This is a genomic window from Sphingopyxis sp. GW821-FHT12C06 (assembly GCF_058807415.1).
The window spans coordinates 600,583-620,279 of record NZ_JBXAQR010000001.1 but is presented as its reverse complement, the minus strand read 5'-3'; the positions used below and the strand labels follow the sequence as shown (position 1 = coordinate 620,279).

General features: G+C 64.5%; 24 protein-coding genes. 9 read left to right on the top strand and 15 right to left on the bottom strand.

The features are described from left to right. Window positions 1–3: 3 nt before the first annotated feature. The 5 genes from aroC to AC1RRJ_RS02815 are packed head-to-tail and all read right to left on the bottom strand — an operon-like array spanning window position 4 to window position 4,465. Window positions 4–1,080 carry a chorismate synthase gene (gene aroC / locus AC1RRJ_RS02835; protein ID WP_493120200.1) on the bottom strand — a complete coding sequence of 359 codons (1,077 nt, stop codon included), beginning with the start codon at window positions 1,078–1,080 and terminating at the stop codon, window positions 4–6. A 4-nt stretch (window positions 1,081–1,084) separates the two neighbouring features. After that, entirely contained in the window at window positions 1,085–1,615 is a 531-nt protein-coding gene (locus tag AC1RRJ_RS02830) for a GNAT family N-acetyltransferase (protein ID WP_493120199.1), read from the bottom strand. Then, complete coding sequence (gene fabI, locus AC1RRJ_RS02825) at window positions 1,608–2,435, bottom strand: enoyl-ACP reductase FabI (protein WP_493120198.1); 828 nt, start codon at window positions 2,433–2,435, stop codon at window positions 1,608–1,610. The genes AC1RRJ_RS02830 and fabI overlap by 8 nt, the downstream gene beginning before the upstream one ends. Further along, window positions 2,432–3,523: a YihY/virulence factor BrkB family protein gene (locus AC1RRJ_RS02820; protein WP_493120197.1), complete on the bottom strand. Its 1,092-nt coding sequence runs from the start codon at window positions 3,521–3,523 to the stop codon at window positions 2,432–2,434. Before AC1RRJ_RS02820 ends, fabI begins: the two co-directional genes overlap by 4 nt. A gap of 3 nt (window positions 3,524–3,526) precedes the next feature. Continuing rightward, a complete protein-coding gene (locus AC1RRJ_RS02815) occupies window positions 3,527–4,465 on the bottom strand; it encodes a DnaJ C-terminal domain-containing protein (RefSeq protein WP_493120196.1) in 939 nt (312 codons plus the stop codon). A gap of 136 nt (window positions 4,466–4,601) precedes the next feature. On the opposite strand from AC1RRJ_RS02815, the gene pdxH reads away from it, so the two are divergent. After that, complete coding sequence (gene pdxH, locus AC1RRJ_RS02810) at window positions 4,602–5,180, top strand: pyridoxamine 5'-phosphate oxidase (RefSeq protein ID WP_493120195.1); 579 nt, start codon at window positions 4,602–4,604, stop codon at window positions 5,178–5,180. Then, window positions 5,177–5,998 (top strand): PhzF family phenazine biosynthesis protein, encoded by an 822-nt coding sequence (locus AC1RRJ_RS02805; protein ID WP_493120194.1) that lies wholly within the window; start codon window positions 5,177–5,179, stop codon window positions 5,996–5,998. The genes pdxH and AC1RRJ_RS02805 overlap by 4 nt, the downstream gene beginning before the upstream one ends. Here AC1RRJ_RS02805 and AC1RRJ_RS02800 read toward each other — a convergent pair. Then, window positions 5,993–7,150, bottom strand: a complete 1,158-nt coding sequence (locus tag AC1RRJ_RS02800) for a serine hydrolase domain-containing protein (RefSeq protein ID WP_493120193.1) — start codon at window positions 7,148–7,150, stop codon at window positions 5,993–5,995. The genes AC1RRJ_RS02805 and AC1RRJ_RS02800 overlap by 6 nt on opposite strands. A 7-nt stretch (window positions 7,151–7,157) precedes the next feature. Here AC1RRJ_RS02800 and AC1RRJ_RS02795 point away from each other — a divergent pair, with 7 nt between their 5' ends. Then, window positions 7,158–7,550 (top strand): hypothetical protein, encoded by a 393-nt coding sequence (locus AC1RRJ_RS02795; protein ID WP_493120192.1) that lies wholly within the window; start codon window positions 7,158–7,160, stop codon window positions 7,548–7,550. On the opposite strand, the gene AC1RRJ_RS02790 is transcribed toward AC1RRJ_RS02795, so the two are convergent. Then, window positions 7,534–7,785, bottom strand: a complete 252-nt coding sequence (locus AC1RRJ_RS02790; protein WP_493120191.1) for a hypothetical protein — start codon at window positions 7,783–7,785, stop codon at window positions 7,534–7,536. The two genes, AC1RRJ_RS02795 and AC1RRJ_RS02790, sit on opposite strands and share 17 nt — an antisense overlap. 3 nt (window positions 7,786–7,788) lie before the next feature. Further along, window positions 7,789–8,571 carry a helix-turn-helix domain-containing protein gene (locus tag AC1RRJ_RS02785; RefSeq protein ID WP_493120190.1) on the bottom strand — a complete coding sequence of 261 codons (783 nt, stop codon included), beginning with the start codon at window positions 8,569–8,571 and terminating at the stop codon, window positions 7,789–7,791. A 96-nt stretch (window positions 8,572–8,667) separates the two neighbouring features. On the opposite strand from AC1RRJ_RS02785, the gene AC1RRJ_RS02780 reads away from it, so the two are divergent. Beyond that, window positions 8,668–9,441, top strand: coding sequence for an SDR family oxidoreductase (locus tag AC1RRJ_RS02780; protein ID WP_493120189.1), 774 nt, complete (start codon window positions 8,668–8,670; stop codon window positions 9,439–9,441). Between the two features lie 4 nt (window positions 9,442–9,445). Here the strand turns inward: AC1RRJ_RS02780 and AC1RRJ_RS02775 are convergent, their stop codons facing one another. From AC1RRJ_RS02775 to AC1RRJ_RS02760, 4 genes are all read right to left on the bottom strand, one after another. Then, on the bottom strand, window positions 9,446–10,375 hold the full coding sequence (locus tag AC1RRJ_RS02775; protein ID WP_493120188.1) for an alpha/beta fold hydrolase: 930 nt from the start codon (window positions 10,373–10,375) through the stop codon (window positions 9,446–9,448). A 94-nt stretch (window positions 10,376–10,469) separates the two neighbouring features. Further along, window positions 10,470–10,838, bottom strand: a complete 369-nt coding sequence (locus tag AC1RRJ_RS02770; protein ID WP_493120187.1) for a cupin domain-containing protein — start codon at window positions 10,836–10,838, stop codon at window positions 10,470–10,472. Window positions 10,839–10,857: 19 nt separating this feature from the next. Then, a complete protein-coding gene (locus AC1RRJ_RS02765) occupies window positions 10,858–11,412 on the bottom strand; it encodes a hypothetical protein (RefSeq protein ID WP_493120186.1) in 555 nt (184 codons plus the stop codon). Window position 11,413: 1 nt separating this feature from the next. Then, the gene (locus AC1RRJ_RS02760; protein ID WP_493120185.1) at window positions 11,414–11,692 is read right to left on the bottom strand and encodes a BolA family protein; all 279 of its coding nucleotides are present in this window, start codon (window positions 11,690–11,692) and stop codon (window positions 11,414–11,416) included. 64 nt (window positions 11,693–11,756) lie between these two features. On the opposite strand from AC1RRJ_RS02760, the gene AC1RRJ_RS02755 reads away from it, so the two are divergent. The 3 genes from AC1RRJ_RS02755 to cobS all read left to right on the top strand — a co-directional run bounded on the left by AC1RRJ_RS02755 (window position 11,757) and on the right by cobS (window position 13,912). Then, window positions 11,757–12,350 (top strand): J domain-containing protein, encoded by a 594-nt coding sequence (locus AC1RRJ_RS02755; protein WP_493120184.1) that lies wholly within the window; start codon window positions 11,757–11,759, stop codon window positions 12,348–12,350. 27 nt (window positions 12,351–12,377) lie between these two features. Beyond that, window positions 12,378–12,815, top strand: a complete 438-nt coding sequence (locus AC1RRJ_RS02750) for an ester cyclase (protein WP_493120183.1) — start codon at window positions 12,378–12,380, stop codon at window positions 12,813–12,815. 107 nt (window positions 12,816–12,922) lie between these two features. Continuing rightward, on the top strand, window positions 12,923–13,912 hold the full coding sequence (cobS, locus tag AC1RRJ_RS02745) for a cobaltochelatase subunit CobS (protein WP_493120182.1): 990 nt from the start codon (window positions 12,923–12,925) through the stop codon (window positions 13,910–13,912). A gap of 3 nt (window positions 13,913–13,915) precedes the next feature. Here the strand turns inward: cobS and AC1RRJ_RS02740 are convergent, their stop codons facing one another. Next, a complete protein-coding gene (locus tag AC1RRJ_RS02740) occupies window positions 13,916–14,983 on the bottom strand; it encodes a DUF5694 domain-containing protein (protein ID WP_493120181.1) in 1,068 nt (355 codons plus the stop codon). Between the two features lie 136 nt (window positions 14,984–15,119). Between AC1RRJ_RS02740 and AC1RRJ_RS02735 the strand changes: the two genes are divergently transcribed. Further along, window positions 15,120–16,307 carry an alpha/beta hydrolase gene (locus tag AC1RRJ_RS02735; RefSeq protein WP_493120180.1) on the top strand — a complete coding sequence of 396 codons (1,188 nt, stop codon included), beginning with the start codon at window positions 15,120–15,122 and terminating at the stop codon, window positions 16,305–16,307. Here AC1RRJ_RS02735 and AC1RRJ_RS02730 read toward each other — a convergent pair. Together AC1RRJ_RS02730 and AC1RRJ_RS02725 are read right to left on the bottom strand one after the other, a co-directional pair. Next, the gene (locus tag AC1RRJ_RS02730) at window positions 16,304–16,438 is read right to left on the bottom strand and encodes a hypothetical protein (RefSeq protein ID WP_493120179.1); all 135 of its coding nucleotides are present in this window, start codon (window positions 16,436–16,438) and stop codon (window positions 16,304–16,306) included. The two genes, AC1RRJ_RS02735 and AC1RRJ_RS02730, sit on opposite strands and share 4 nt — an antisense overlap. Then, complete coding sequence (locus AC1RRJ_RS02725; RefSeq protein WP_493120178.1) at window positions 16,435–17,628, bottom strand: MFS transporter; 1,194 nt, start codon at window positions 17,626–17,628, stop codon at window positions 16,435–16,437. The genes AC1RRJ_RS02730 and AC1RRJ_RS02725 overlap by 4 nt, the downstream gene beginning before the upstream one ends. Before the next feature lie 242 nt (window positions 17,629–17,870). Between AC1RRJ_RS02725 and cobT the strand changes: the two genes are divergently transcribed. Beyond that, window positions 17,871–19,694, top strand: a complete 1,824-nt coding sequence (gene cobT, locus AC1RRJ_RS02720) for a cobaltochelatase subunit CobT (protein WP_493120177.1) — start codon at window positions 17,871–17,873, stop codon at window positions 19,692–19,694. Window positions 19,695–19,697 lie beyond the last annotated feature (3 nt).

Genomic DNA, 19,697 nt, shown 5'->3' with positions numbered 1-19,697 from the left:
GCATCAGCCGTTTTGTGCCCTGTGCAACAGTTTATGATCGGCGAGGACGAGCGCCATCATCGCCTCGACCACCGGGGCGCCGCGGATGCCGACGCACGGATCATGGCGGCCCTTGGTGACGATGTCGGTCGCCTCGCCCGCCTTGTTGATCGTCGGCACCGGGGTGAGGATCGAACTGGTGGGTTTGAAGGCGACGCGCACGACAACGGGCTGACCGGTCGAAATCCCGCCCGCGATGCCGCCGGCGTTGTTCGACAGGAAATCGGGACGGTTGCTGCCGTCGGTCGCCGGACGCATCGGGTCGGCATTTTCCTCACCGCGCAGGCGCGCAGCGTTGAAGCCGGCGCCGATTTCGACCGCCTTCACCGCGTTGATGCCCATCATCGCGGCGGCGAGGTCAGCGTCGAGTTTGGCATAGATCGGCGCCCCCCAGCCAGCGGGGACACCGCTGGCGGCGCATTCGATCACCGCGCCCAATGAACTGCCTGATTTGCGTGCGGCGTCCATCAGCCCTTCCCAGCGCTGCGCCGCAGCGGGATCGGGACAGAAAAAGGGATTGCGGTCGATTTCTTCGAGATCGAAGTTCGCTGGATCGATCGCATCGCCGCCAATTTCGGCGACCCACGCGTGGATCTGCACCTCGGGGATCACCAGCCGCGCGACGCCGCCCGCGGCGACGCGCGCCGCGGTTTCGCGCGCGCTCGACCGGCCGCCGCCGCGATAATCGCGGATGCCATATTTGGCGTCATAGGCATAATCGGCGTGCCCGGGGCGATAGGCCTGCGCGATCTCGCCATAATCCTTCGAGCGCTGGTCGACATTTTCGATCATCAGGCTGATCGGCGTGCCCGTCGTCTTGCCCTCGAACACCCCCGACAGGATGCGCACCTGATCGGGTTCCTGCCGCTGCGTCGTGTGGCGCGACTGACCCGGGCGGCGCTTGTCGAGATAGGGCTGGATATCGACTTCGCTCAGCGACAGGCGCGGCGGGCAGCCGTCGACGACGGCGCCGAGCGCGGGGCCATGGCTTTCCCCCCAGGTGGTGAAGCGAAGAACGCGCCCGAAGCTGTTGAAACTCATTGCTCTATCCCATCCGGCCGAACGCGGGTGCATAGTCCGCGCGTCCGCCTAGCGGCCAGGCCGCTTCCTTGTCCAGCATCATGGTCATGAAATGCGGCCCGGCAAAGGGTGAGGCAAAGCGCGCGCCGAGTTCGGGCGAATAGCCGAAGCGCGGATAATAGGCCTCATGCCCCAGAACGAAGCCGATCGCGACGCCGCGCGACCGCAATTGATCGAGCCCGGCGCGGATCAGGGCATCGCCGACGCCCTCACCCTGGCATTCGGGCACGACCGAGACGGGCGCGAGCCCGGCGGCAGCAAGCTGCGCGCCATCGGCCTCAACGTCCATCCGGCTAAACAGCACATGCCCGACGATCTCGCCGTTCCGTTCTGCAACCAGCGACACCAGCGCGTCGCCGTCGGCCTCGATCATCCGAACCAGTTCCGCCTCGCCCTGATGACCATATTCGGTGGTCGCAAAGGCGGCCCGAATGACGGCGTCGATTGCATCGCCATCCTCCGCGCGTGCGGGTCGGATGACCGGCGCGTCAGACAAGCGCGATGTCCGGCGCGTCTTCCTGTTTCATGCCGACGGTGTGGTATCCGGCGTCGACATGGTGCGTCTCGCCAGTCACACCCGAGGCGAGGTCGCTGAGCAGATAGAGCGCCGAACCGCCGACATCGTCGATGGTGACGTTGCGGCGCAGCGGCGCATTATGCTCGTTCCATTTCAGGATCAGACGGAAATCGCCGATGCCCGACGCCGCGAGCGTCTTGATCGGCCCCGCCGAAATCGCGTTCACGCGGACGCCCTGCGGCCCATAGTCATTGGCGAGATATTTGACGCTGGTTTCCAGCGCCGACTTTGCAACGCCCATAACATTATAATGCGGGATCACCTTTTCGGCGCCATAATAGGACAGGGTCAGCATCGACCCGCCGCCCTTGCCCGTTTCGGGATCGACCGGGGTCATCATCGCGGCCGCGCGCGCGGCAACGGCGGTGAAGCTGTAGACGCTGATGTTCATCGTCATCAGGAAATCGTCGAGCGTCACATCGGCATATTTGCCGCGCAGCGCTTCCTTGTTCGTATAGCCGATCGCATGGACGATGAAGTCGATCGTCGGCCAGCGCGCCGCGAGCGTCGCAAAGGCAGCGTCGAGATTGGCCATGTCGGACACATCGCAATCGATCAGGAAATCGCAACCGAGCTGGTCGGCGAGCGGCTTCACCCGCTTTTCCATCACCTCGCCCTGATAGCTGATCGCCAGTTCGGCGCCCGCTCCGTGCAAGGCCTTGGCAATCCCCCAGGCGAGCGATTTGTCATTGGCGAGGCCCATGATCAGCCCGCGCTTGCCCTGCATCAAACCTGTCATTCTAAATCTCCGGTATTCAAATCGTCGACGCGCCCAATAGCGTCATGGCCCAAATCCTCAACCTCGACGAGCGCGGCATTGAGTTCGGCGCCGATTACCATACCGAGGCCGACAAGGTAGAAAAAGAACAGCGCGACCATCACACCCGCGAGGCTGCCATAGGTTGCGTCATAGCTGAGCAGGCTGGCGAGCAAAGGCGGCAGCGCCAAAGTGACCCCAATCCACCACAGGGTGGTGAACAGCGCGCCGGGCCATTTCGGGCAGTTTTTCAGCTTGCGGTATTTGGATGGCGTCAGCGAATAGAAGAGCAGGTAAATGGCGAGAAACAGGCCAAGACCCGACACGACGCGCGAAATCGCGACGGTCCCCGCCGACTGAAATTGTTCGGGCAACACGCGGCCGATAAATTGCTCGATCCCGACGATCAGCACCTGCATGCTGAACGACAGCAGCATCAGCACGACGGCGCCGGTGATGATCCCGATCGACAGCAGGCGATAGTGGAAGAAACCGCGGCTGAAATGCGTACCATAGGCGCGGCGCAAAATGTCGCGCACCGTTTCGATCAGACTGCCGACAGTCCACAAAGCGACAAAAGCGCCGAGCCACAGGAAAATTCCGGTGCGCGCGCTCATCACTTCGCGAATCGGTCCCGCCAATGCCTTGGCGACGGTCGGCGGCATCGTCGAGAACACCGCCTCGATCGCCGCTTCGCCGCCGACGCTGCCGCCCAGCAAGCTCAAGGCGGCGGCGAGCAGGATGAAGAAGGGAAAGAGCGCGATCAGCGCCAGATAGGCAAGATTGCCGGCGTGGATAAAGCCGTCGGTATAGGTGCCGACGACGACGCGGCGGACGACGTGAAAAATGCGCGTTCCGGGGCCGAGCCGCTCGCGGCTGCGTTCGAGGACCCCCTGCGCCCGCGCACGCAAATGGATGCGCTTGGCGCGTTCGGCGCGTGCCTCGGGCGAATGAGGCGAATGCCCCTCGGCCAGAAATTCCTGACCGACTTCCTCGGTGACTTCGCGCGCCAGCGCGTCGGCCGCCTTTTTCTCGGCAACCTTCGCTCTGGCATCGCTCCGTTCAGCCACGCATCACACGCCCAGATCCGCGCGCACGGCCCGGCTGTCGGTCCATTCGCCGACCAGTTTCGCGAGGCCCGAATCGTCGGCGGGCAGATCGACCATCAGCCGCACGAGCTGATCGCCGCGGCCACCGCCCTTCTGGCTGAAGCCCTTGCCCTTCAGGCGCATCACCTTGCCCGAGGTCGAACCCGCGGGGATCGACAGCATCACCGGGCCGTCGACGGTCGGCACTTTCACCTTTGCTCCCTGCACGGCTTCGTTCAGCGTGACGGGCAGGTCGAGGCGGATGTTCGCGCCTTCGCGGATGAAAAAGGGATGGTCCTTGACCGAAATGGTGACGATGCCGTCGCCATGGCCGCCCGGTCCCGGCTGGCCCTTGCCAGCGAGGCGCATCTGGGTACCGGTTTCGACCCCGGCGGGGAGTTTGAGGTCGATCGTGCCGCCATCGGCGAGCGTGATGCGCTGCGGCGCCTGCGTTGCGGCGTCGATGAAGGAAACCGCGAGACGATATGCGACATTGGCGCCCTTGGGCGGCGGCGCGCTGCGCCCGCCGAAACCGCCGAACGCCCCGCCGCCACCGGCAGCTGCGCCGCCACCGCGCCCGAACAGGCCTTCGAAAATATCGCCGAAGTCAGAGCTTTCGTTTCCGAACCCGCTGAAACCGCCAGGGCCAGTACGCTGGTCACCGCGAAAGCCGCCGCCGCCATAGCCGTAGGGCATCGCCGGATTGCCGTCGCCGTCGATCTCGCCGCGGTCGAACTGCGCGCGCTTCGTCTTGTCCGACAAAATGTCATAAGCCCGGGTGACCTCGGAGAATTTCTCCGATGCCTTGGGATTGTCCTTGTTCTTGTCGGGGTGCAATTGCTTGGCGAGTTTGCGGTATGCGGTTTTGATTTCCGCTTCGCTTGCGCCTTTCGCGACGCCAAGAATGGAATAGGGATCTGCCATATTGTTCCTGTAGCCCGAATATTGTTGAGCCGGGAAGGCCCGATTGCACGCGATGTGGGAATCGCCCCGCGACGGGTCAAGTTCAGGTGACGATGGTGGCTCGACCGCACCCGCAGCGCACGATATGACCGCGCCCATGACCACCGATCCCTTTACCCTGTTCGACAGCTGGTTCACCGAAGCGCGCGCCAGCGAACCCAATGACGCCAATGCGATGGCGCTCGCGACGACGACGCCCGATGGGCACCCGTCGCTGCGCATGGTGCTGCTCAAGGGCCATGGCCCCGACGGCTTCATTTTCTACACCAATCTCGACAGCCGCAAGGGCGGTGAGTTAGCGGCGAACCCGCATGTCGCGCTGCTCTTCCACTGGAAGTCGCTGCGCCGCCAGATCCGCATCGAAGGCCCGGTGGCCGCGGTCGACGACGCAACCGCCGACGCCTATTTCGCGACGCGCAGCCGCGACAGCCAGCTCGGTGCTTGGGCGAGCGACCAGTCGCGTCCCCTAGACGCCCGCGCGACATTCGAGGCACGGTTCGCCGAGGTGGAGGCGCGCTTTGCCGGGCAGGATGTGCCGCGCCCGCCGCGCTGGTCGGGCTGGCGCGTGACGCCTGCCGCGATCGAATTTTGGCAGGACCGCGCGCATCGCCTCCACGAACGAACGCGCTTCGTCCGCGACGGCGATGGCTGGACCAGCGGATTGCTCTACCCATGAGCGCGCAGCGCCGCCTGCCGATCAGCAGGGTCGACGCCTTCGCTGATCGCGCCTTCACGGGCAATCCCGCTGCCGTGATGCCGCTCGAAGAATGGCTGGGCGACGGGGTGCTGCAGGCGATCGCGGCCGAGAATAATCTCGCCGAAACCGCCTTTCTGATCCCGTATGACGGCGACGAAGCCGATTATGAGCTGCGCTGGTTCACCCCGACGGTCGAGGTCGCATTGTGCGGCCATGCGACGCTGGCGAGCGGGCATGTCCTGCTGACGGCGGCGCCGTGGCGGGGCGACATGCGCTTTCGCACCCGCAAGGCCGGTATATTGCGCGTCGCGCGCAATGGCGAGGATGCGGGCTATCGCATGGAACTGCCCGCCTATCCACCGACACCGAAGGCGATGCCCCAGATCGTCGCGGCGCTCGGCGGCGATGCGATCGAGACATTGTGGCACGACGGCGGCTATGCGCTGATCGTTTATCGCGATGCCGATGCCGTGCGGGCGCTGACGCCCGATATGCGCGCGCTGAAAAAGCACGGCGACATCCTGATCATCGCGACCGCGCGCGGCGACGGCGATCTGTCGGACGCCGATGTGGTGAGTCGCGCTTTCGCGCCCGGCGCCGGGATCGACGAGGATCCGGTGACCGGATCGGCACATTGCGTGCTGACGCCTTATTGGGCAGCGCAATTCGGCCACGACAGCTTCGCGGCCTATCAGGCGAGCGTGCGCGGCGGCCATGTCGGCTGCCGCCTTGTTGGCGACCGGGTCGAACTGACCGGGACCTGCGTCACGACGCTGGTCGGCGATTTCCTGCTATAAGGCCTCGGTCAGATCGGCCAGATGGCGGCGCAGCGCCGGGAACTGGTCGTCGTTCGTGACCCCCAGCCGCACGATCGTCACCCGCTGCGACGGCGAGACGATGATATATTGCCCCTGATGGCCGATGCAGGCGAACAGATCATTGGGGCCGCGATCGGGCCATAGCGCCGGAGCTGCCCCCGCCGGGCGCCGCCGGTTGAGCCAGATATGGCCGCCATAGCCCGCGTCATTGGCCGAGGGCGTCAGCATGAATTTCATCCAGCTTTCGGGAAGCAGACGCTGGCCGTCGACAACGCCATGGTTGCGCAGAAACTCGCCGAACCTGGCATAATCGCGCGCGGTCGCGTGCATGATCGACCCGCCGATCATCGTGCCCTTCGCGTCGAACTCGGGTGTCAGGCTGGTCATGCCGAGCGGCTCGACCAGCCGCCCCTGGATAAATTCGCGCATCGCATCGCGCCGCGCCTCGGGATTTTGCGACGGGGTCAGCGTGTCGGTAATAATGTCGGACAGAATCACGCTGGTCGCCGAGCTGTAGTTGAACAGCTCCTCGGGCTGCGCCGCCGCGGGCTTGGCCTCGGCAAAGCCCGCCATATCCTGCGCACCATTGCCGAACAGCATCGCGACGGTATCGCCCCGCCACACCGGATCGCCATTTTCGACATGCTCGATCCCCGACGACATGTGGAGCAGATGCGCGAGAGTGATCGCACCGCGCGGATCGCCGCTGCGCTGCCACGCCGCGACCGGCGCCGGTCCATCGAGCGACAATTGCCCCCCGGCGACGAGGAAGCCCGTCAGCACCGCCGTGATGCTCTTCGCCATCGACCAGCTGATCAGCTTGGTCTCGGGCCCGAAACCCGGTGCATAGCGTTCGTAAATCGGCTCGCCGCCGCGCAGCACATAAAGCGCGCGCGTCTGTCCGACATCGTCCTCATCGGCGAACAGGGCGTCGGCCTTCGCCTTGATCGCGGGGTCGAGCGCGGGCAGCGGCGGCAGCATATCGCCCCGCACCGCATGATCGAGCGAAGCCCCCATCCGGGGTGCGGGTGCCGCTGGCGCGATGCCACCCTGCCCCGCCGCGTGGGTCAGCGACCAGCCCGCGAGCATCACGACCGCCGCACTTGCCAGCATGAGTTTTTTCGTGATCATGGGTCCGGTGAGTAACATTAACCCACCCGAAACGCCAATGGCGGCGGTACCGGCGCCGGACGCATCGCCCCCGCCGCCGCAGAAGAAATCGGGCGGCTGCCTGCCGTGGGTGATCATCCTCGCAGTGCTGATGACGGGCTTCCTGATCTGGAAATTCCCGTCGTTCAAGGCGCAGGCCGAGCTCGGCTCCGCCTATGCCGCGCGCGTCGGCTGTTCGTGCCGCTATGTCCAGGGGCGCAGCCTCGACAGCTGCCAGAGCGATTTCGAGCCCGGGATGGAACTGGTCTCGCTGGCCGAAGACCCGGCGACGAGGACGGTGACCGGCAGCGTCCCGCTGCTTGCTTCGCGCAGCGCGCGCTATGCCGGCGCCAGCGGCTGCCTGCTCAAGCCCGAGGATTGATCCGCGCTATCGCGAGCGCGATCGCGGCGGGCGCACCGAATACGAGCAACCACACGACGGCTTCCTCCGCCCAGCCGTAGCCGGCGTAGAATGTGCCAACGAGAAGATTGCCGATCGACACGACCAGCCAGAGCAGCAGGAACAGCCGCGTCGCCCGCGCCCCGTCGCGCATTGTCAGGCGTATCGCGATCAGCAGGGCAATCCCTGCCATCAGCATGATGGCGGTGTGCGACATATATTAGACCTCCCTCGCCGTCATGATGAAGGAATCGCCGCGACGGCGCCATTCGCCCGGCGACATGCCCAGCTTGGCGCGAAAGGCCGAACAAAGATGGGCATGGCTGGAAAAACCCGTCGCAAGAGCAATTTCGGTCACCGAAACGGGAAGGCTGTCGAGATAGCGACACGCGCGCCGCAAACGCTGATGCAGCACATATTGGGCGGGCGTCCGTCCCGTGACACGAGCGAAATGGACGATCAGGCTGTTCACCGACATCCCCGCCTCCACCGCCATGTCCTCAACCGTCAAATGTGTGTCGATGCGATCCTCGATGGCGTCGCGCAGCGCGTCGATACGCCGCGTCGTCGCGGGCGAAACCGGCCGGGACGGGCCGCGGCTTTCCAGCAGATCGGCCAGCGCCGCGACCAATGCATCGGCGGCATCGACGTCTCCGGCAAGCAGCGCGCGCACCAGCCCAGCCATGCCCCGGTCGCGATACCCCGCCAACGTGGCCGCACGGGAGCCGACGGTCAGGCGGTCCGAAGGAATGTCGACCGCGACATAGCCGACCGCCCCGCCCAGCGCCGCGCCGCGATACTGCCGTCCGGCCGGTGCAAACCATATTTCGCCCGTCAGCGGCGATCCGAGCGAGGTACGCTGCCCGTCGAGCCATGTTTCCAGCCGTTGATAGCTTCCCGCCTCGTGCAGGATCAGCGCATGGTCGTCGCGCTCGATCGTCCAGCTGGCCGGACCGTCGATACGCTCCTCGACATAGGCTGCCTTGAGTCCGCCCGTCTGCATTGTCCCACTATGCGACACTATGGGAGAATCTGAAAGCCTCGAATCGCCGTCCTTTCTAAACCGGCCTCCTCTCTCCATCATTCAGGGACCATCAGAATGAGCATTCACAATATCGAAGGCAAAAAAATCCTGATCGCCGGCGGCGCAAAGAATCTGGGCGGCCTGATCGCACGCGATTTCGCCGTCGAGGGCGCACGTGCCGTGACCATTCACTATAACAGCGACGCGTCACGCGCCGAAGCCGACGACACGGTCCATGCGATCCGGGCGGCGGGCACCGATGCGCATGCGTTCCAGGCCGACCTGACGAGCGCGGCAGCGATGGAGCGCTTGTTTGCCGACGCGAAGGCGGCAATGGGCGGCATCGACATCGCGATCAATACGGTCGGCAAAGTGCTGAAAAAACCGATGGTCGAAATCAGCGAAGCCGAGTTTGACGCGATGAGCGCAGTCAATTCAAAGACCGCCTTTTTCTTCCTGAAAGAGGCTGGCAAACATGTCAGCGACAATGGCAAGATCTGCACGCTCGTCACGTCGCTGCTCGGTGCCTACACGCCCTTCTATTCGAGCTATGCCGGGACGAAGGCTCCGGTCGAACATTACACGCGCGCGGCGTCGAAGGAGTTTGGCGATCGCGGTATTTCGGTCACCGCGATCGGGCCGGGTCCGATGGACACGCCCTTCTTTTATCCGGCCGAAGGGGCGGATGCGGTCGCCTATCACAAGACCGCCGCCGCGCTGTCGCCCTTCTCCTCGACAGGCCTGACCGACATCGAGGATATCGTACCGTGGATCCGTTTTCTGGTCAGCGACGGCTGGTGGATGACCGGTCAGACGATCCTCGTGAACGGCGGCTACACGACCAAATAGGCAATCAGTCCGTCGCCTGCCCAAGGAAGGCGTCCATCGCGGCATTGACCGCGTCGGGCGCCTCCCACGGCACGAAATGGCCGCAGCCCGGCACCTCGACGATCGTCACATCGGGAACCAGTTCGTCGATCCCGTCGAGGTTACACGGCGGCAGCGCAACATCGTCGAGCGCCCAGACGACCAGCGTCGGGATATTGAGCTTTGGAAAGGGCATCGCGGGGGGCTCGGCATAGGGTTCGTCCATCGCCGGGACCGCCATCGGCGAGCCGCGATACCAGTTGATCATCGCGCGGCAGGTGTCGCGATCCTCCCAATCCTTGAGGAAGCGGGCGATCTCGTCGGGCTCCGCCATGCCGCCGCTCGGCACCCGCCCGGCAAAGGCATGGGCGAGGATACCGGCAATGCCATGCTCCTCGATGATCGCGTCGCTCGCCGGATCGCGGAAGGTGCGGATATATTGGCTCGCCGCGCGCTGGTCGGCGTTGGTGACGAGCAGGCGCTGGAAGATTGCCGGGTGCGGCGCATTGGCGATCACCGCGCGCGTCACCCGCCCCGCCCATGCCGGATGCAGACCGCCGGGCTGGCCGCCAAGCGCGACGCCCCACGCGATCGCGCCGCCCCAGTCATGGCCGACGATGGTGAATTCGCCGACGCCCAGCGCATCGGCCATCGCGAAAATATCGGCGATCAGCTTGTCGGGGGTGTAGCTGTCCGCATCCTGCGGCTTCGACGAACCGCGATAGCCGCGCTGGTCGGGGGCGATGCAGCGAAAATGCTTCGAGAAATGCGGCAGCTGGTGGCGCCAGGTGCGGTGCGATTCGGGAAAGCCGTGGAGGAAAATCAGCACCGGCGCATCGCGCGGGCCCATATCGACAACGTCGAGTTCGACCCCCGTCGACAGCTTCAACCGCACCTGTTCGAAATCGCCCGTCATCGACACCGCTCCCATTGGTTTCTTTTCGAAACGAGATTGGCGGGGTTCGCGGCGGCTGGCAAGAGGCCAACGACCCAACCTGCCGAATGGGCGACTAATCCAGCCGTTCCAGCGCGTTGCGCGTCTTTTCGGTTTGAACGTTCCCCGTATTCAGCGTCGAATTGGGTTCGAGCAACAGCACCTGACATTCGCCGTCCAGCGCCTCGGGGCAATGTTCGGTGCCATGCGGTACGATGATGAACTCGCCCGCCTCGACAATCACGTCGCGGTCGCGAAACGCCATTTTCATCCGCCCAGCGACGACGAGGAACAGCTCATCCTCCACCTCATGATGATGCCAGTCGAACTTGCCCGCGAGCTTCACCAGCTTGACCTGAAAATCATTGATGTCGCCCGCGACGCGCGGGTTCCAGTGATCATCGAAGGTCGCAAAGGCTGCGGCGAGGTTGACTTTCTGGGTCATGTTTCGATCCTTATGTCGGTCAAGTCGCTGCGCTTACCGCATGAATCTGGCGCCGGAACCCCGCCTTTGGCCATGCCCAAAAGCCCAGCAGAAAAGGTACCAGAATCAAGGCGAGCGAGCTGGCCTTATAGTCGAGCGAAAAACGAAAATCGGATGACTGCAGCTTCAGATTATGGTCGCCCGATTGCGGCGCGAACTTATAATCCTTGGGCCCTCCGTTGAAATAGCAAAGGCTATAACCGCGGACCATATCCTCATCGCCCAAAAAGCACCCCTCCCCCGCCGCGGCGATACGCAAATTAATGTTCATCAGCCTCGCCGCCTCCGGCCACGATTGGCGCGCGGCCCATTGCTGCAATTCGTCATCGTTGGGCAACCGACCCTCTTTCCGTCGGAAGGCTTCGGTGTGGCGACCGGCCTTTTCCAGCGCCCCCTTCAGAATCATTTGGCGCGCGATGACCTCGTCCTGCCAGCCGCTAATGTTGAAATGGATATCGGCCGACGCCAATAGGGAAAACAAGCCAACCAGTCCCAGCATCACGCTGATCAGATAGCGGGCAGCAATCAGCGCCACGTCATTCGCCCGGTGCTGTGGCCTTGATCGCCAGTGCGTGAACGCGCTGCCCCGGCAGGTCGCCTAGCGCCTTGTTCACCGTGCGCTGACGCGCGACGCGGTTCATGTCGGCAAAGCCCGCCCATATGATGGTCAGGCTGAAATGCGACTCGCCGCTGCCGTCATCGCCCATATGGCCATGATGGCTGGCGCTATCGTTGCTCAGGATAAAATTTGCGTCGGGAAAGGCTGCGCTGAGCAGGCTTTCCATCTCGGTTTGCACGGGGCCTTTGATCGTCATGACTTGACCATAAGCGTTCGATCGCCAAATGATAAGGGCTCCCCATCGTCCCGAAAGCGCCTTTTTGTCTTCTTCCGCTCGTCCGAACCGTTTCCATGGCCGTGTCCAGCGCGAGGATCGGTGCGCCGCGCCCGGATGCCGCGAACAGGGCGAATTTCGCGCGCCCATGTCGGCGCACCGCTCGCCCGACGGGCCACCCGCCTATCGCTGGCTGTGCCTCGACCATGTCCGCGAATTCAACGCCGGCTATGACTATTTCAGCGGCATGAGCGCCGATCAGATCGTCGCGGCGCAATCGCCGACCTCCGGCTGGGAAACCGAAAGCCGGACCTTCCGCGCAGCGGGCAGCGCCGACCTGCCGCCGCGGTGGGCCGACTTCAAGGACCCGATCGACGCGCTGGGCGCGCGTTTCCGCCAGCGAATGGACGAGGCGCGGCGGGAGGCCGCCGACCCGCGCTTCACCCGCGAAGAGCATCGCGCGATGCAGTTGATGGAGCTTACCCCCGACGCCGACCGCGCGATGCTGCGAAAGCGTTACAGCGAGCTCGTTCGGCGCTATCATCCCGATCGCAACGGCGGCGATCGCAGCTTTGAGTCGCGACTGAACGAGGTGGTTGGGGCCTATCAGCTGCTGCGCAAGACCAAGGCGTTCGCATAGGGGATGTGCGCCGGACGGAGTGGGACCATGACCGAACTCGACGCAGCCCGAATCGAAATGGTTCGCCGCCACATGGCGCTGGAGATTGCGCAGGACTGGGACGGTGTCCTCGCGACCTTCGCCCACCCCCGCTACGAATTGCTCGGCCCCGGCACAATCTTTGACGGCGAAGCTGCAGTGCGATCCTATTTCACCGCATCGCGCGGGCCCTTCCCCGATCAGGCGAATCAGATCATATCGATCGCCGCCGATGCCGCGACCGATACGGTGCTGGTCGAATTCTGGCTGACCGGCACGCATCTGGGGCCGCTCAACATCGGGATGCGGCGGATCGAGCCGACCGGCAAGGCCTTCCGCATCCGCATGGCGGCGAGCTTTCAGTTCGGCCTGGGCAGCGACAAGATTGTCTGTGAACGCCCCTATTACGACCAGTCGGCGGTGCTCAAGGCGCTCGATCTGCTCTAAAATCGCCGCAAAAGGCGTTGCAAGCCGCAACCCATGGCTATACCGCGCTATCCGAAGCGCCGGTTCCCGGCGACTCTCTCCCTGAAATCTTCGCTGGGCCCTGTAACATGACCGATATCCCGAACAGCCTTCCCGACCATCATGGTTCGACGCTCCTTTCGGCGCCCGATACCGAAATCGATGCGCGCGAGGTCTTCGGCGTCAATATCGACATGAAGGTGCCGGCGTTCAGCGAAGCCGACGAGCGCGTTCCCGACCTCGATCCCGCCTATGTCTTTGACGGCGACACGACGCTGGCGATCCTCGCGGGGTTCAAGCACAATCGTCGCGTGATGGTTCAGGGCTATCACGGCACGGGCAAGTCGACGCATATCGAACAGATTGCGGCGCGCCTGAAATGGCCGTGCATCCGCGTCAATCTCGACGCCCATATCAGCCGTATCGACCTTGTCGGCCGCGACGCGATCGTGCTCAAGGACGGCCAGCAGGTCACCGAGTTCCGCGAAGGCCTGCTCCCCTGGGCGTTGCAGACCCCGACCGCTTTGGTGTTCGACGAATATGACGCGGGTCGCCCCGATGTGATGTTCGTGATCCAGCGCGTGCTGGAGGCCGAGGGCAAGCTGACCCTGCTCGACCAGAATCGCGTCATCCGTCCGAACCCGCACTTCCGCCTGTTCGCGACCGCGAACACCGTCGGCCTCGGCGACACGAGCGGGCTGTATCACGGCACGCAGCAGATCAACCAGGGCCAGATGGACCGCTGGAACATCGTGGTCACACTCAACTATCTGCCCGCCGCGACCGAAAGCGCGATCATCCTCGCCAAGGTGCCCGGCACCGACGACACGACCGTCGCCAATATGGTCAAGGTCGCCGACCTGACGCGTCAGGGCTTCATCAACGGCGATATCTCGACCGTGATGAGCCCGCGCACCGTGATCAGCTGGGCGCAGAATACGGCGATCTTCAACAGCATTGGCTTCGCCTTCCGCCTGACCTTCCTCAACAAATGCGATGAGGCCGAGCGGATGATCGTCGCCGAATATTATCAGCGCGTCTTCGGCGAGGATCTGCCCGAAAGCGTGGTCGCGAAATAAAGGTCATTTCAATATGGTTTCGGCGTCGACCAGCGCGACGTCGTGCATCATGTTGAGATAGGATTCGAAATAGCCCTTGTGCGAGGCGCCGACGATCACGAGCGTCCGCGTGCCGGGCTGCGCCGCCATCGCCGCGCGAATATTCGCGATCATGCGCAGGTTCCGCGTCTCCCACCAGCCGACGTAGCGCCGCCCGTAGTTTTGCGGCGTCGCATCGGCGAGCGCGGCGCCGAAATCGCTGTCATAGGCCATGCGCATCGCCGCGGGGCGGTTATAGGCGCGGTAGAGCGCCAATATGCCCTCCCCGTCGAGCTTCTTCTCCAGCTCCGTATCGGCAGCAATCCGTTCCGTCACCAGCGGATTGTCCCAGATCCGCTGCATCGCCGCCCCATAGCCCGGATCCTTGTCGATCGAGGCGGTGGTCGCGTCGGCGCTATGATCGTCGGTCGCATGGACGCGCTCCAGCCCGAGCCGCGCAGCCAGCGCCGATCCAATCAGATAATTTTCGTTACGCCGCGTGATCAGCTTGTCGAGTTCCCCGACAAGCGTGGCGTCGAGGCTGTCGCCCGCGCGGCGCTCGCTCGCCGGAAGCCGCAGCCACTGGACAAGCGCCGACGCAGGCTCGCCGCCCGCGAGGAAGAGCGCGGCCAGCCGGCGGCGGTCTCCGGGCGCCGGATTCGCCGGCCACGTGGCCAGCAACCGATCCGCCTCGATCGTCGCCGCGACCATGTCGAGCCCGACGATCTTCTGCGCCGCGGCCGGATCCCGGCAATAATCGGAGGCCCCCGGATAGAGCGGCTTGTAGCGGATCAGGCGTTCGCAATCGGGGCCTGACACCGCCTCGATCGTGATGATTTCCGGCTTCCACGCCGCCAGCCGCGCGAGCAACGGTTCGAGATTTTCCGGTGCCAGGCTGTCGGGCAGTCCCGACAGGTGCGGCGAGCCGAGCACCAGCGCCTCGCCGCGCATCCCGGCGACCCGGTCTTTGAGTTCGCTCGGGTCGAACGCGGGAGCGTAGGCCGGCGGTGCGCTGGCGGCGATGGTCAGCAACAGGGCAGTGAAAGCCGTCACGAAGGTTCCTCCTTGATTTTCCGATTCCGGATCGACATAGTGTATTATTATATTAACACGCCTTGGCAAAGCCCCATTCGGCCTCTAAAGCCGGTAACCCTGCGACATGTCGGGGCTTTCAAAGGTAAAGACAGCCGTGCGAACGAAAATCCTGATCGCAGCCCTTGGCTCTCTCGCGCTCTCGGGCTGCATCACACCGGTCGAATATGGCAAGGTCCGCCATGCCGACTATGTCGCCGACCCGCGCTGCACTGCGCAGCCGGGCGCGGCGGTCGATGGCGCGGCGCTGCCACTGTTCTTTGCGACCAGCCGACTGCCGGACTGCCGCACCGACGATATCCGCCTGCTGCGCCATCGCGGCGACCGGATGCGCTATGGTCGTTTCGCCGCACCGGTCGAGGTCAAGGTCGGGCGCGACAAGATATTGCGCACGCCGATGGCGTTTCAGGACAGCGCCGACTGGTGGCGCGCGTTGCAGGCCGAGACCGACCGCAAGCAGGGCCGCGTCCTCCTATATGTCCATGGCTATCGCGAGACGTTCGAGACGACGTCGAAGGATACGGCGCAAATCCAGCGCATGACCGGCTTCGACGGCCCGGTGATCGAATATAGCTGGCCGTCGCAGGGCGAAATACTTGGTTACGCGGTCGACGAGACCAACATGTATCACGACGTCCGCAATTTCCGCGATTTCCTCAAGACGCTCGCCGAACGCACATGGGTCAAGGAAATCATCATCGTGTCGCATTCGCTGGGCGCCCGGCTGGTCGTGCCCGCGGTCGCCTATGTCGACCGGGCGTCGGCGACCGCCGACAGCAGCAATATTTCGAACATCATCCTCGCCTCCCCCGACATCGACCGCGAGACGTTCGAGCGCGACATTGCCGGTGATGTTCTGGCCCCGGCGCGCGTCGCGCGCGGTCGGCACATCAGCGTTTACGTCTCGCTGAAGGACAAGGCGCTCGCCGCATCGCGCGCGTTGCACGGCTATCCGCGGCTGGGGTCACCCTATTGCTTCGATCCGTTCGAGGCGGCGGACCTCCAGGCCAAGGGACTTCCCGCGCGCTGCTATCCGGTTGCGATTTCGGGCATGACGGTGATCGACACGACCGACGTGTCGCGCACCTCGACGGGGCATAGCAATTTCCTGCGCAGCGCGGTCGCGTGCCGCGATTTTGTCGATGTCGTCGCGGACAAGCGAACGCGGCCCGAACGCGTCGCGACGCATCTCGCTTATGTCTTTCGGCTGCTTCCCGATCCCGCGGTTCCCAAGGATGGCGACGATGCGATATGCAACCGCGTGCCGACGGCGGAAGCGCCCTAGCCGAAGCCGCACATGACCGCGACGTCGGCGAGCCAGATCACCAGCCCCTCGCCACTCCACAGCCACAGGCCGCCCGCCGCGACAAGGCCGAACAGGCCGAGCGCCACCCAGTCCTGCCGCGCGATCTTCACGCCGGTTGCAGCCGTTTGACCGGCGCGTCGGCGATCGGCAGGTGGACGAGCCCCGCAAACAGCCCGAGCGCGATCGAAAAGCCCCACGCGATATTATAGCTGCCGGTCGCATCGAAGATCAGCCCCGCCATCCACGCGCCGAAAAAGCTGCCGAGCTGATGGCTCAGGAACACGATGCCATAGAGCATCGAGAGATAGCGGATGCCAAAGATGCGCCCGACGATCCCGCTGGTCAGCGGCACGGTGCCGAGCCACAGGAAGCCCATCGCGCCCGCGAAGACCAGCGCGTTCGCATGGCTGAGCGGCATAAAGAGGAACAGCGCGATCACCGCCGAGCGCGCGACATAGAGTCCAGACAGGACATATTTCTGGCGCAGCATGTCACCCGCGCGGCCAAAGACATAAGAGCCGAGGATGTTGAACAAGCCGACGAGCGCGAGCACTTGCGCGCCGATTTCGATCCCCAGCCCCTTGTCGTCGAGATAGGCGGGCAGATGCGTCGCGATGAAGGCGATGTGGAAACCGCAGACGAAAAAGCCTGCGTTGAGCAGCCAGTAACCGCGGTGCGCTGTCGCCTCGCGCAAGGCTGCGCGCGCGGTCTGATCGACTTCGGCGGCGAGGCCGGATCCATCGGTTCGCCCCGCGACACCGATCGCCAGCAGCCCGCAGAGCGCAACCATCGCCGCCATGATCCACAATGTCTCGTGATAGCCCAGGTCGCCAAGCAACCGCGACGCGAGCGGCACGACGAGAAACTGGCCGAGCGATCCGCCCGCAGTGACCATGCCAAAGGCGCCGCTGCGCTTTTCGGGGCTCACCACCCGGCCAACCGCGCCGAGCACGACGACAAAGGTTGTCGCCGACTGCGCCATGCCGATGAGCAGGCCGAAGCTGATATGCAGCCCGATCGCATCGGTCGCGAGCGCCGCACCGATCAGCCCGACCGCATAAAGCAGCGCGCCGCCGAGCACGACGCGCCCCGCGCCATGCTTGTCGGCGAGCGCTCCGACGAAGGGCTGAACGAGGCCAAAGAGCAGATTTTGCAGCGCCATCGCGAGGCCGAAGTCGGACCGGCTGATCCCGATATCGACGCTCATCTGCGGCAGGAACAGGCCGAAGGACTGGCGGACACCCATCGCGAGCGTGACGATGAACGCCGCGCAGAGAATGACGATCCAGGGCTTTTTCATGGGGGAGATTGTGGGGGAGGCCATGGGTCGCGGATGCCCCTGCACCTCTGCGGCGTCAAGCGAGCATAGCTATGACCCGGCCTGTCTGCCCTTTCGACGTCTCTCTTTCGTCACCCCGGACTTGATCCGGGGTCCATGCCTTCGCCGGTGGATTGAACCCGGATCAAGTCCGGGGTGACGATTGCAATAAGTGCTTCCTCACTATCTTCCTTCCACGGCAAAAGCTGGTTAGAGCCGATTCCATGTCCGCTTCTTCTCCTCTCGATGACTTCAAGGCCGCGCTGTCGAGCGTGGCGCGTGCGGTGACGCGCGATGCCGAGGTCGAGGTCGGTTTTACCGCCGACGCGCCCGCGCAGATTGGCAAGGCGATCAAGGTTCCGACGCCTTCGCGCACCCTGCCCGCCGATCAGGTCGCCGAAGCGCGCGGCTTTGCCGACGGCTATGCGCTGCGGATGAAGCATCACAGCGAGAAATTGCACGCTGCGGCACGCCCCGCCGAGCCGATTGCCGCAGCCGCGTTTGACGCGATGGAGCGCGCGCGGGTCGAGGCGCTGGGCGCGCGCCATATGGACGGGATGCGCAGCAATCTGTCCGCCAGCCTTGCCATGCGGATGCGCAGCGACCCGATCAGCCGCGCGCAGAACCGCGATGATGTGCCGATTTCGAGCGCACTCGAACTGATGCTGCGCGAGGCGCTGACCGGCGAGACCCCGCCGCAGGGCACCGAAACCGGCCTGTCGCTGGTCCGCGAATGGATCGCCAAGGATGCCGGCGGCGACATCACCGCACTGTCGATGCTGCTCGACGATCAGGCCGCCTTTGCCGAAACCGCGAAGATCGCGCTCCGCCACCTCGACCTGATCCAGAGCGACGAGCCGATGGAACAGGGCAGCGAGGACGGCGGCGAAGAGGATGAAACCGAGGCCGAGGAAAGCCAGGAAGAACAGGATAGCGAAGACGGCGGCGCCGGCGAATCGCAAGTCGATGCCCGCGCCGAAATGGCGGGCGATCAGGCCGACGATGGCGACAGCGACCCCGACGCGCAGGAAATGGACGCCGACGGCGAACCCGAAATGGGCGGCGAAGGCGACGAAGGCATGTTGCCCGTTCGCCCCAACCGCCTGCCCACCGACGTTCCCGACTTCAACTATCTGCGCTTCACCGAAAAGCACGACGAGATCATCCTCGCGACCGAGCTGTGCGACGCCGACGAGCTGACGCGGCTGCGCGCCTATCTCGACCAGCAGATGGCGCATTTGCAGGGCGCAGTGACCAAGCTTGCCAACCGGCTCCAGCGCCGTCTGATGGCGCAGCAGAACCGTGCATGGGATTTCGACCAGGAGGAAGGCCAGCTCGACGCCGCGCGCCTCGCCCGCGTCATCGTCTCGCCCGGCCAGTCGCTGTCCTACAAGGTCGAACGCGACACTGATTTCCGCGATACCGTCGTCACGCTACTGATCGACAACAGCGGGTCGATGCGCGGGCGGCCGATCAGCATCGCGGCGATCAGCGCCGACATCCTTGCGCGTACGCTCGAACGCTGCGGCGTGAAGACCGAAATTCTGGGCTTCACCACGCGGACGTGGAAGGGCGGACAGAGCCGCGAAGACTGGCTCGCCGCGGGCCGCCCGGCGCACCCCGGCCGCCTCAACGACCTGCGCCACATCATCTACAAGCCCGCCGACGAACCCTATCGCCGCGCGCGCAAGTCCTTGGGGCTGATGATGCGCGAAGGGCTGCTCAAGGAAAATATCGACGGCGAGGCGCTGACATGGGCGCACAGCCGGATCATCAATCGCCCCGAGGAACGCCGCATCCTGATGGTGATTTCGGACGGCGCGCCGGTGGACGACAGCACGCTGTCGGTCAACCACGGCGCCTATCTCGACCAGCATCTGCGGCAAGTGATCGAATGGATCGAGAATCGCTCGCCGGTAGAGCTCTGCGCAATCGGCATCGGCCATGATGTGACGCGATATTACAGCCGCGCGGTCACGATCATGGACGCCGAGCAATTGGGCGGCACAATGGTCGAACAGCTGGCGAGCCTGTTCGACATCGATTGAGCA

Excerpts from the sequence above, each read along its gene's own strand:
- aroC (WP_493120200.1), bottom strand. The coding sequence starts at position 1,080 with ATGAGTTTCAACAGCTTCGGGCGCGTTCTTCGCTTCACCACCTGGGGG.
- fabI (WP_493120198.1), bottom strand. The coding sequence starts at position 2,435 with ATGACAGGTTTGATGCAGGGCAAGCGCGGGCTGATCATGGGCCTCGCC.
- AC1RRJ_RS02815 (WP_493120196.1), bottom strand. The coding sequence starts at position 4,465 with ATGGCAGATCCCTATTCCATTCTTGGCGTCGCGAAAGGCGCAAGCGAA.
- pdxH (WP_493120195.1), top strand. The coding sequence starts at position 4,602 with ATGACCACCGATCCCTTTACCCTGTTCGACAGCTGGTTCACCGAAGCG.
- AC1RRJ_RS02805 (WP_493120194.1), top strand. The coding sequence starts at position 5,177 with ATGAGCGCGCAGCGCCGCCTGCCGATCAGCAGGGTCGACGCCTTCGCT.
- AC1RRJ_RS02800 (WP_493120193.1), bottom strand. The coding sequence starts at position 7,150 with ATGATCACGAAAAAACTCATGCTGGCAAGTGCGGCGGTCGTGATGCTC.
- AC1RRJ_RS02790 (WP_493120191.1), bottom strand. The coding sequence starts at position 7,785 with ATGTCGCACACCGCCATCATGCTGATGGCAGGGATTGCCCTGCTGATC.
- AC1RRJ_RS02785 (WP_493120190.1), bottom strand. The coding sequence starts at position 8,571 with ATGCAGACGGGCGGACTCAAGGCAGCCTATGTCGAGGAGCGTATCGAC.
- AC1RRJ_RS02780 (WP_493120189.1), top strand. The coding sequence starts at position 8,668 with ATGAGCATTCACAATATCGAAGGCAAAAAAATCCTGATCGCCGGCGGC.
- AC1RRJ_RS02775 (WP_493120188.1), bottom strand. The coding sequence starts at position 10,375 with ATGACGGGCGATTTCGAACAGGTGCGGTTGAAGCTGTCGACGGGGGTC.
- AC1RRJ_RS02770 (WP_493120187.1), bottom strand. The coding sequence starts at position 10,838 with ATGACCCAGAAAGTCAACCTCGCCGCAGCCTTTGCGACCTTCGATGAT.
- AC1RRJ_RS02760 (WP_493120185.1), bottom strand. The coding sequence starts at position 11,692 with ATGACGATCAAAGGCCCCGTGCAAACCGAGATGGAAAGCCTGCTCAGC.
- AC1RRJ_RS02750 (WP_493120183.1), top strand. The coding sequence starts at position 12,378 with ATGACCGAACTCGACGCAGCCCGAATCGAAATGGTTCGCCGCCACATG.
- cobS (WP_493120182.1), top strand. The coding sequence starts at position 12,923 with ATGACCGATATCCCGAACAGCCTTCCCGACCATCATGGTTCGACGCTC.
- AC1RRJ_RS02725 (WP_493120178.1), bottom strand. The coding sequence starts at position 17,628 with ATGAAAAAGCCCTGGATCGTCATTCTCTGCGCGGCGTTCATCGTCACG.
- cobT (WP_493120177.1), top strand. The coding sequence starts at position 17,871 with ATGTCCGCTTCTTCTCCTCTCGATGACTTCAAGGCCGCGCTGTCGAGC.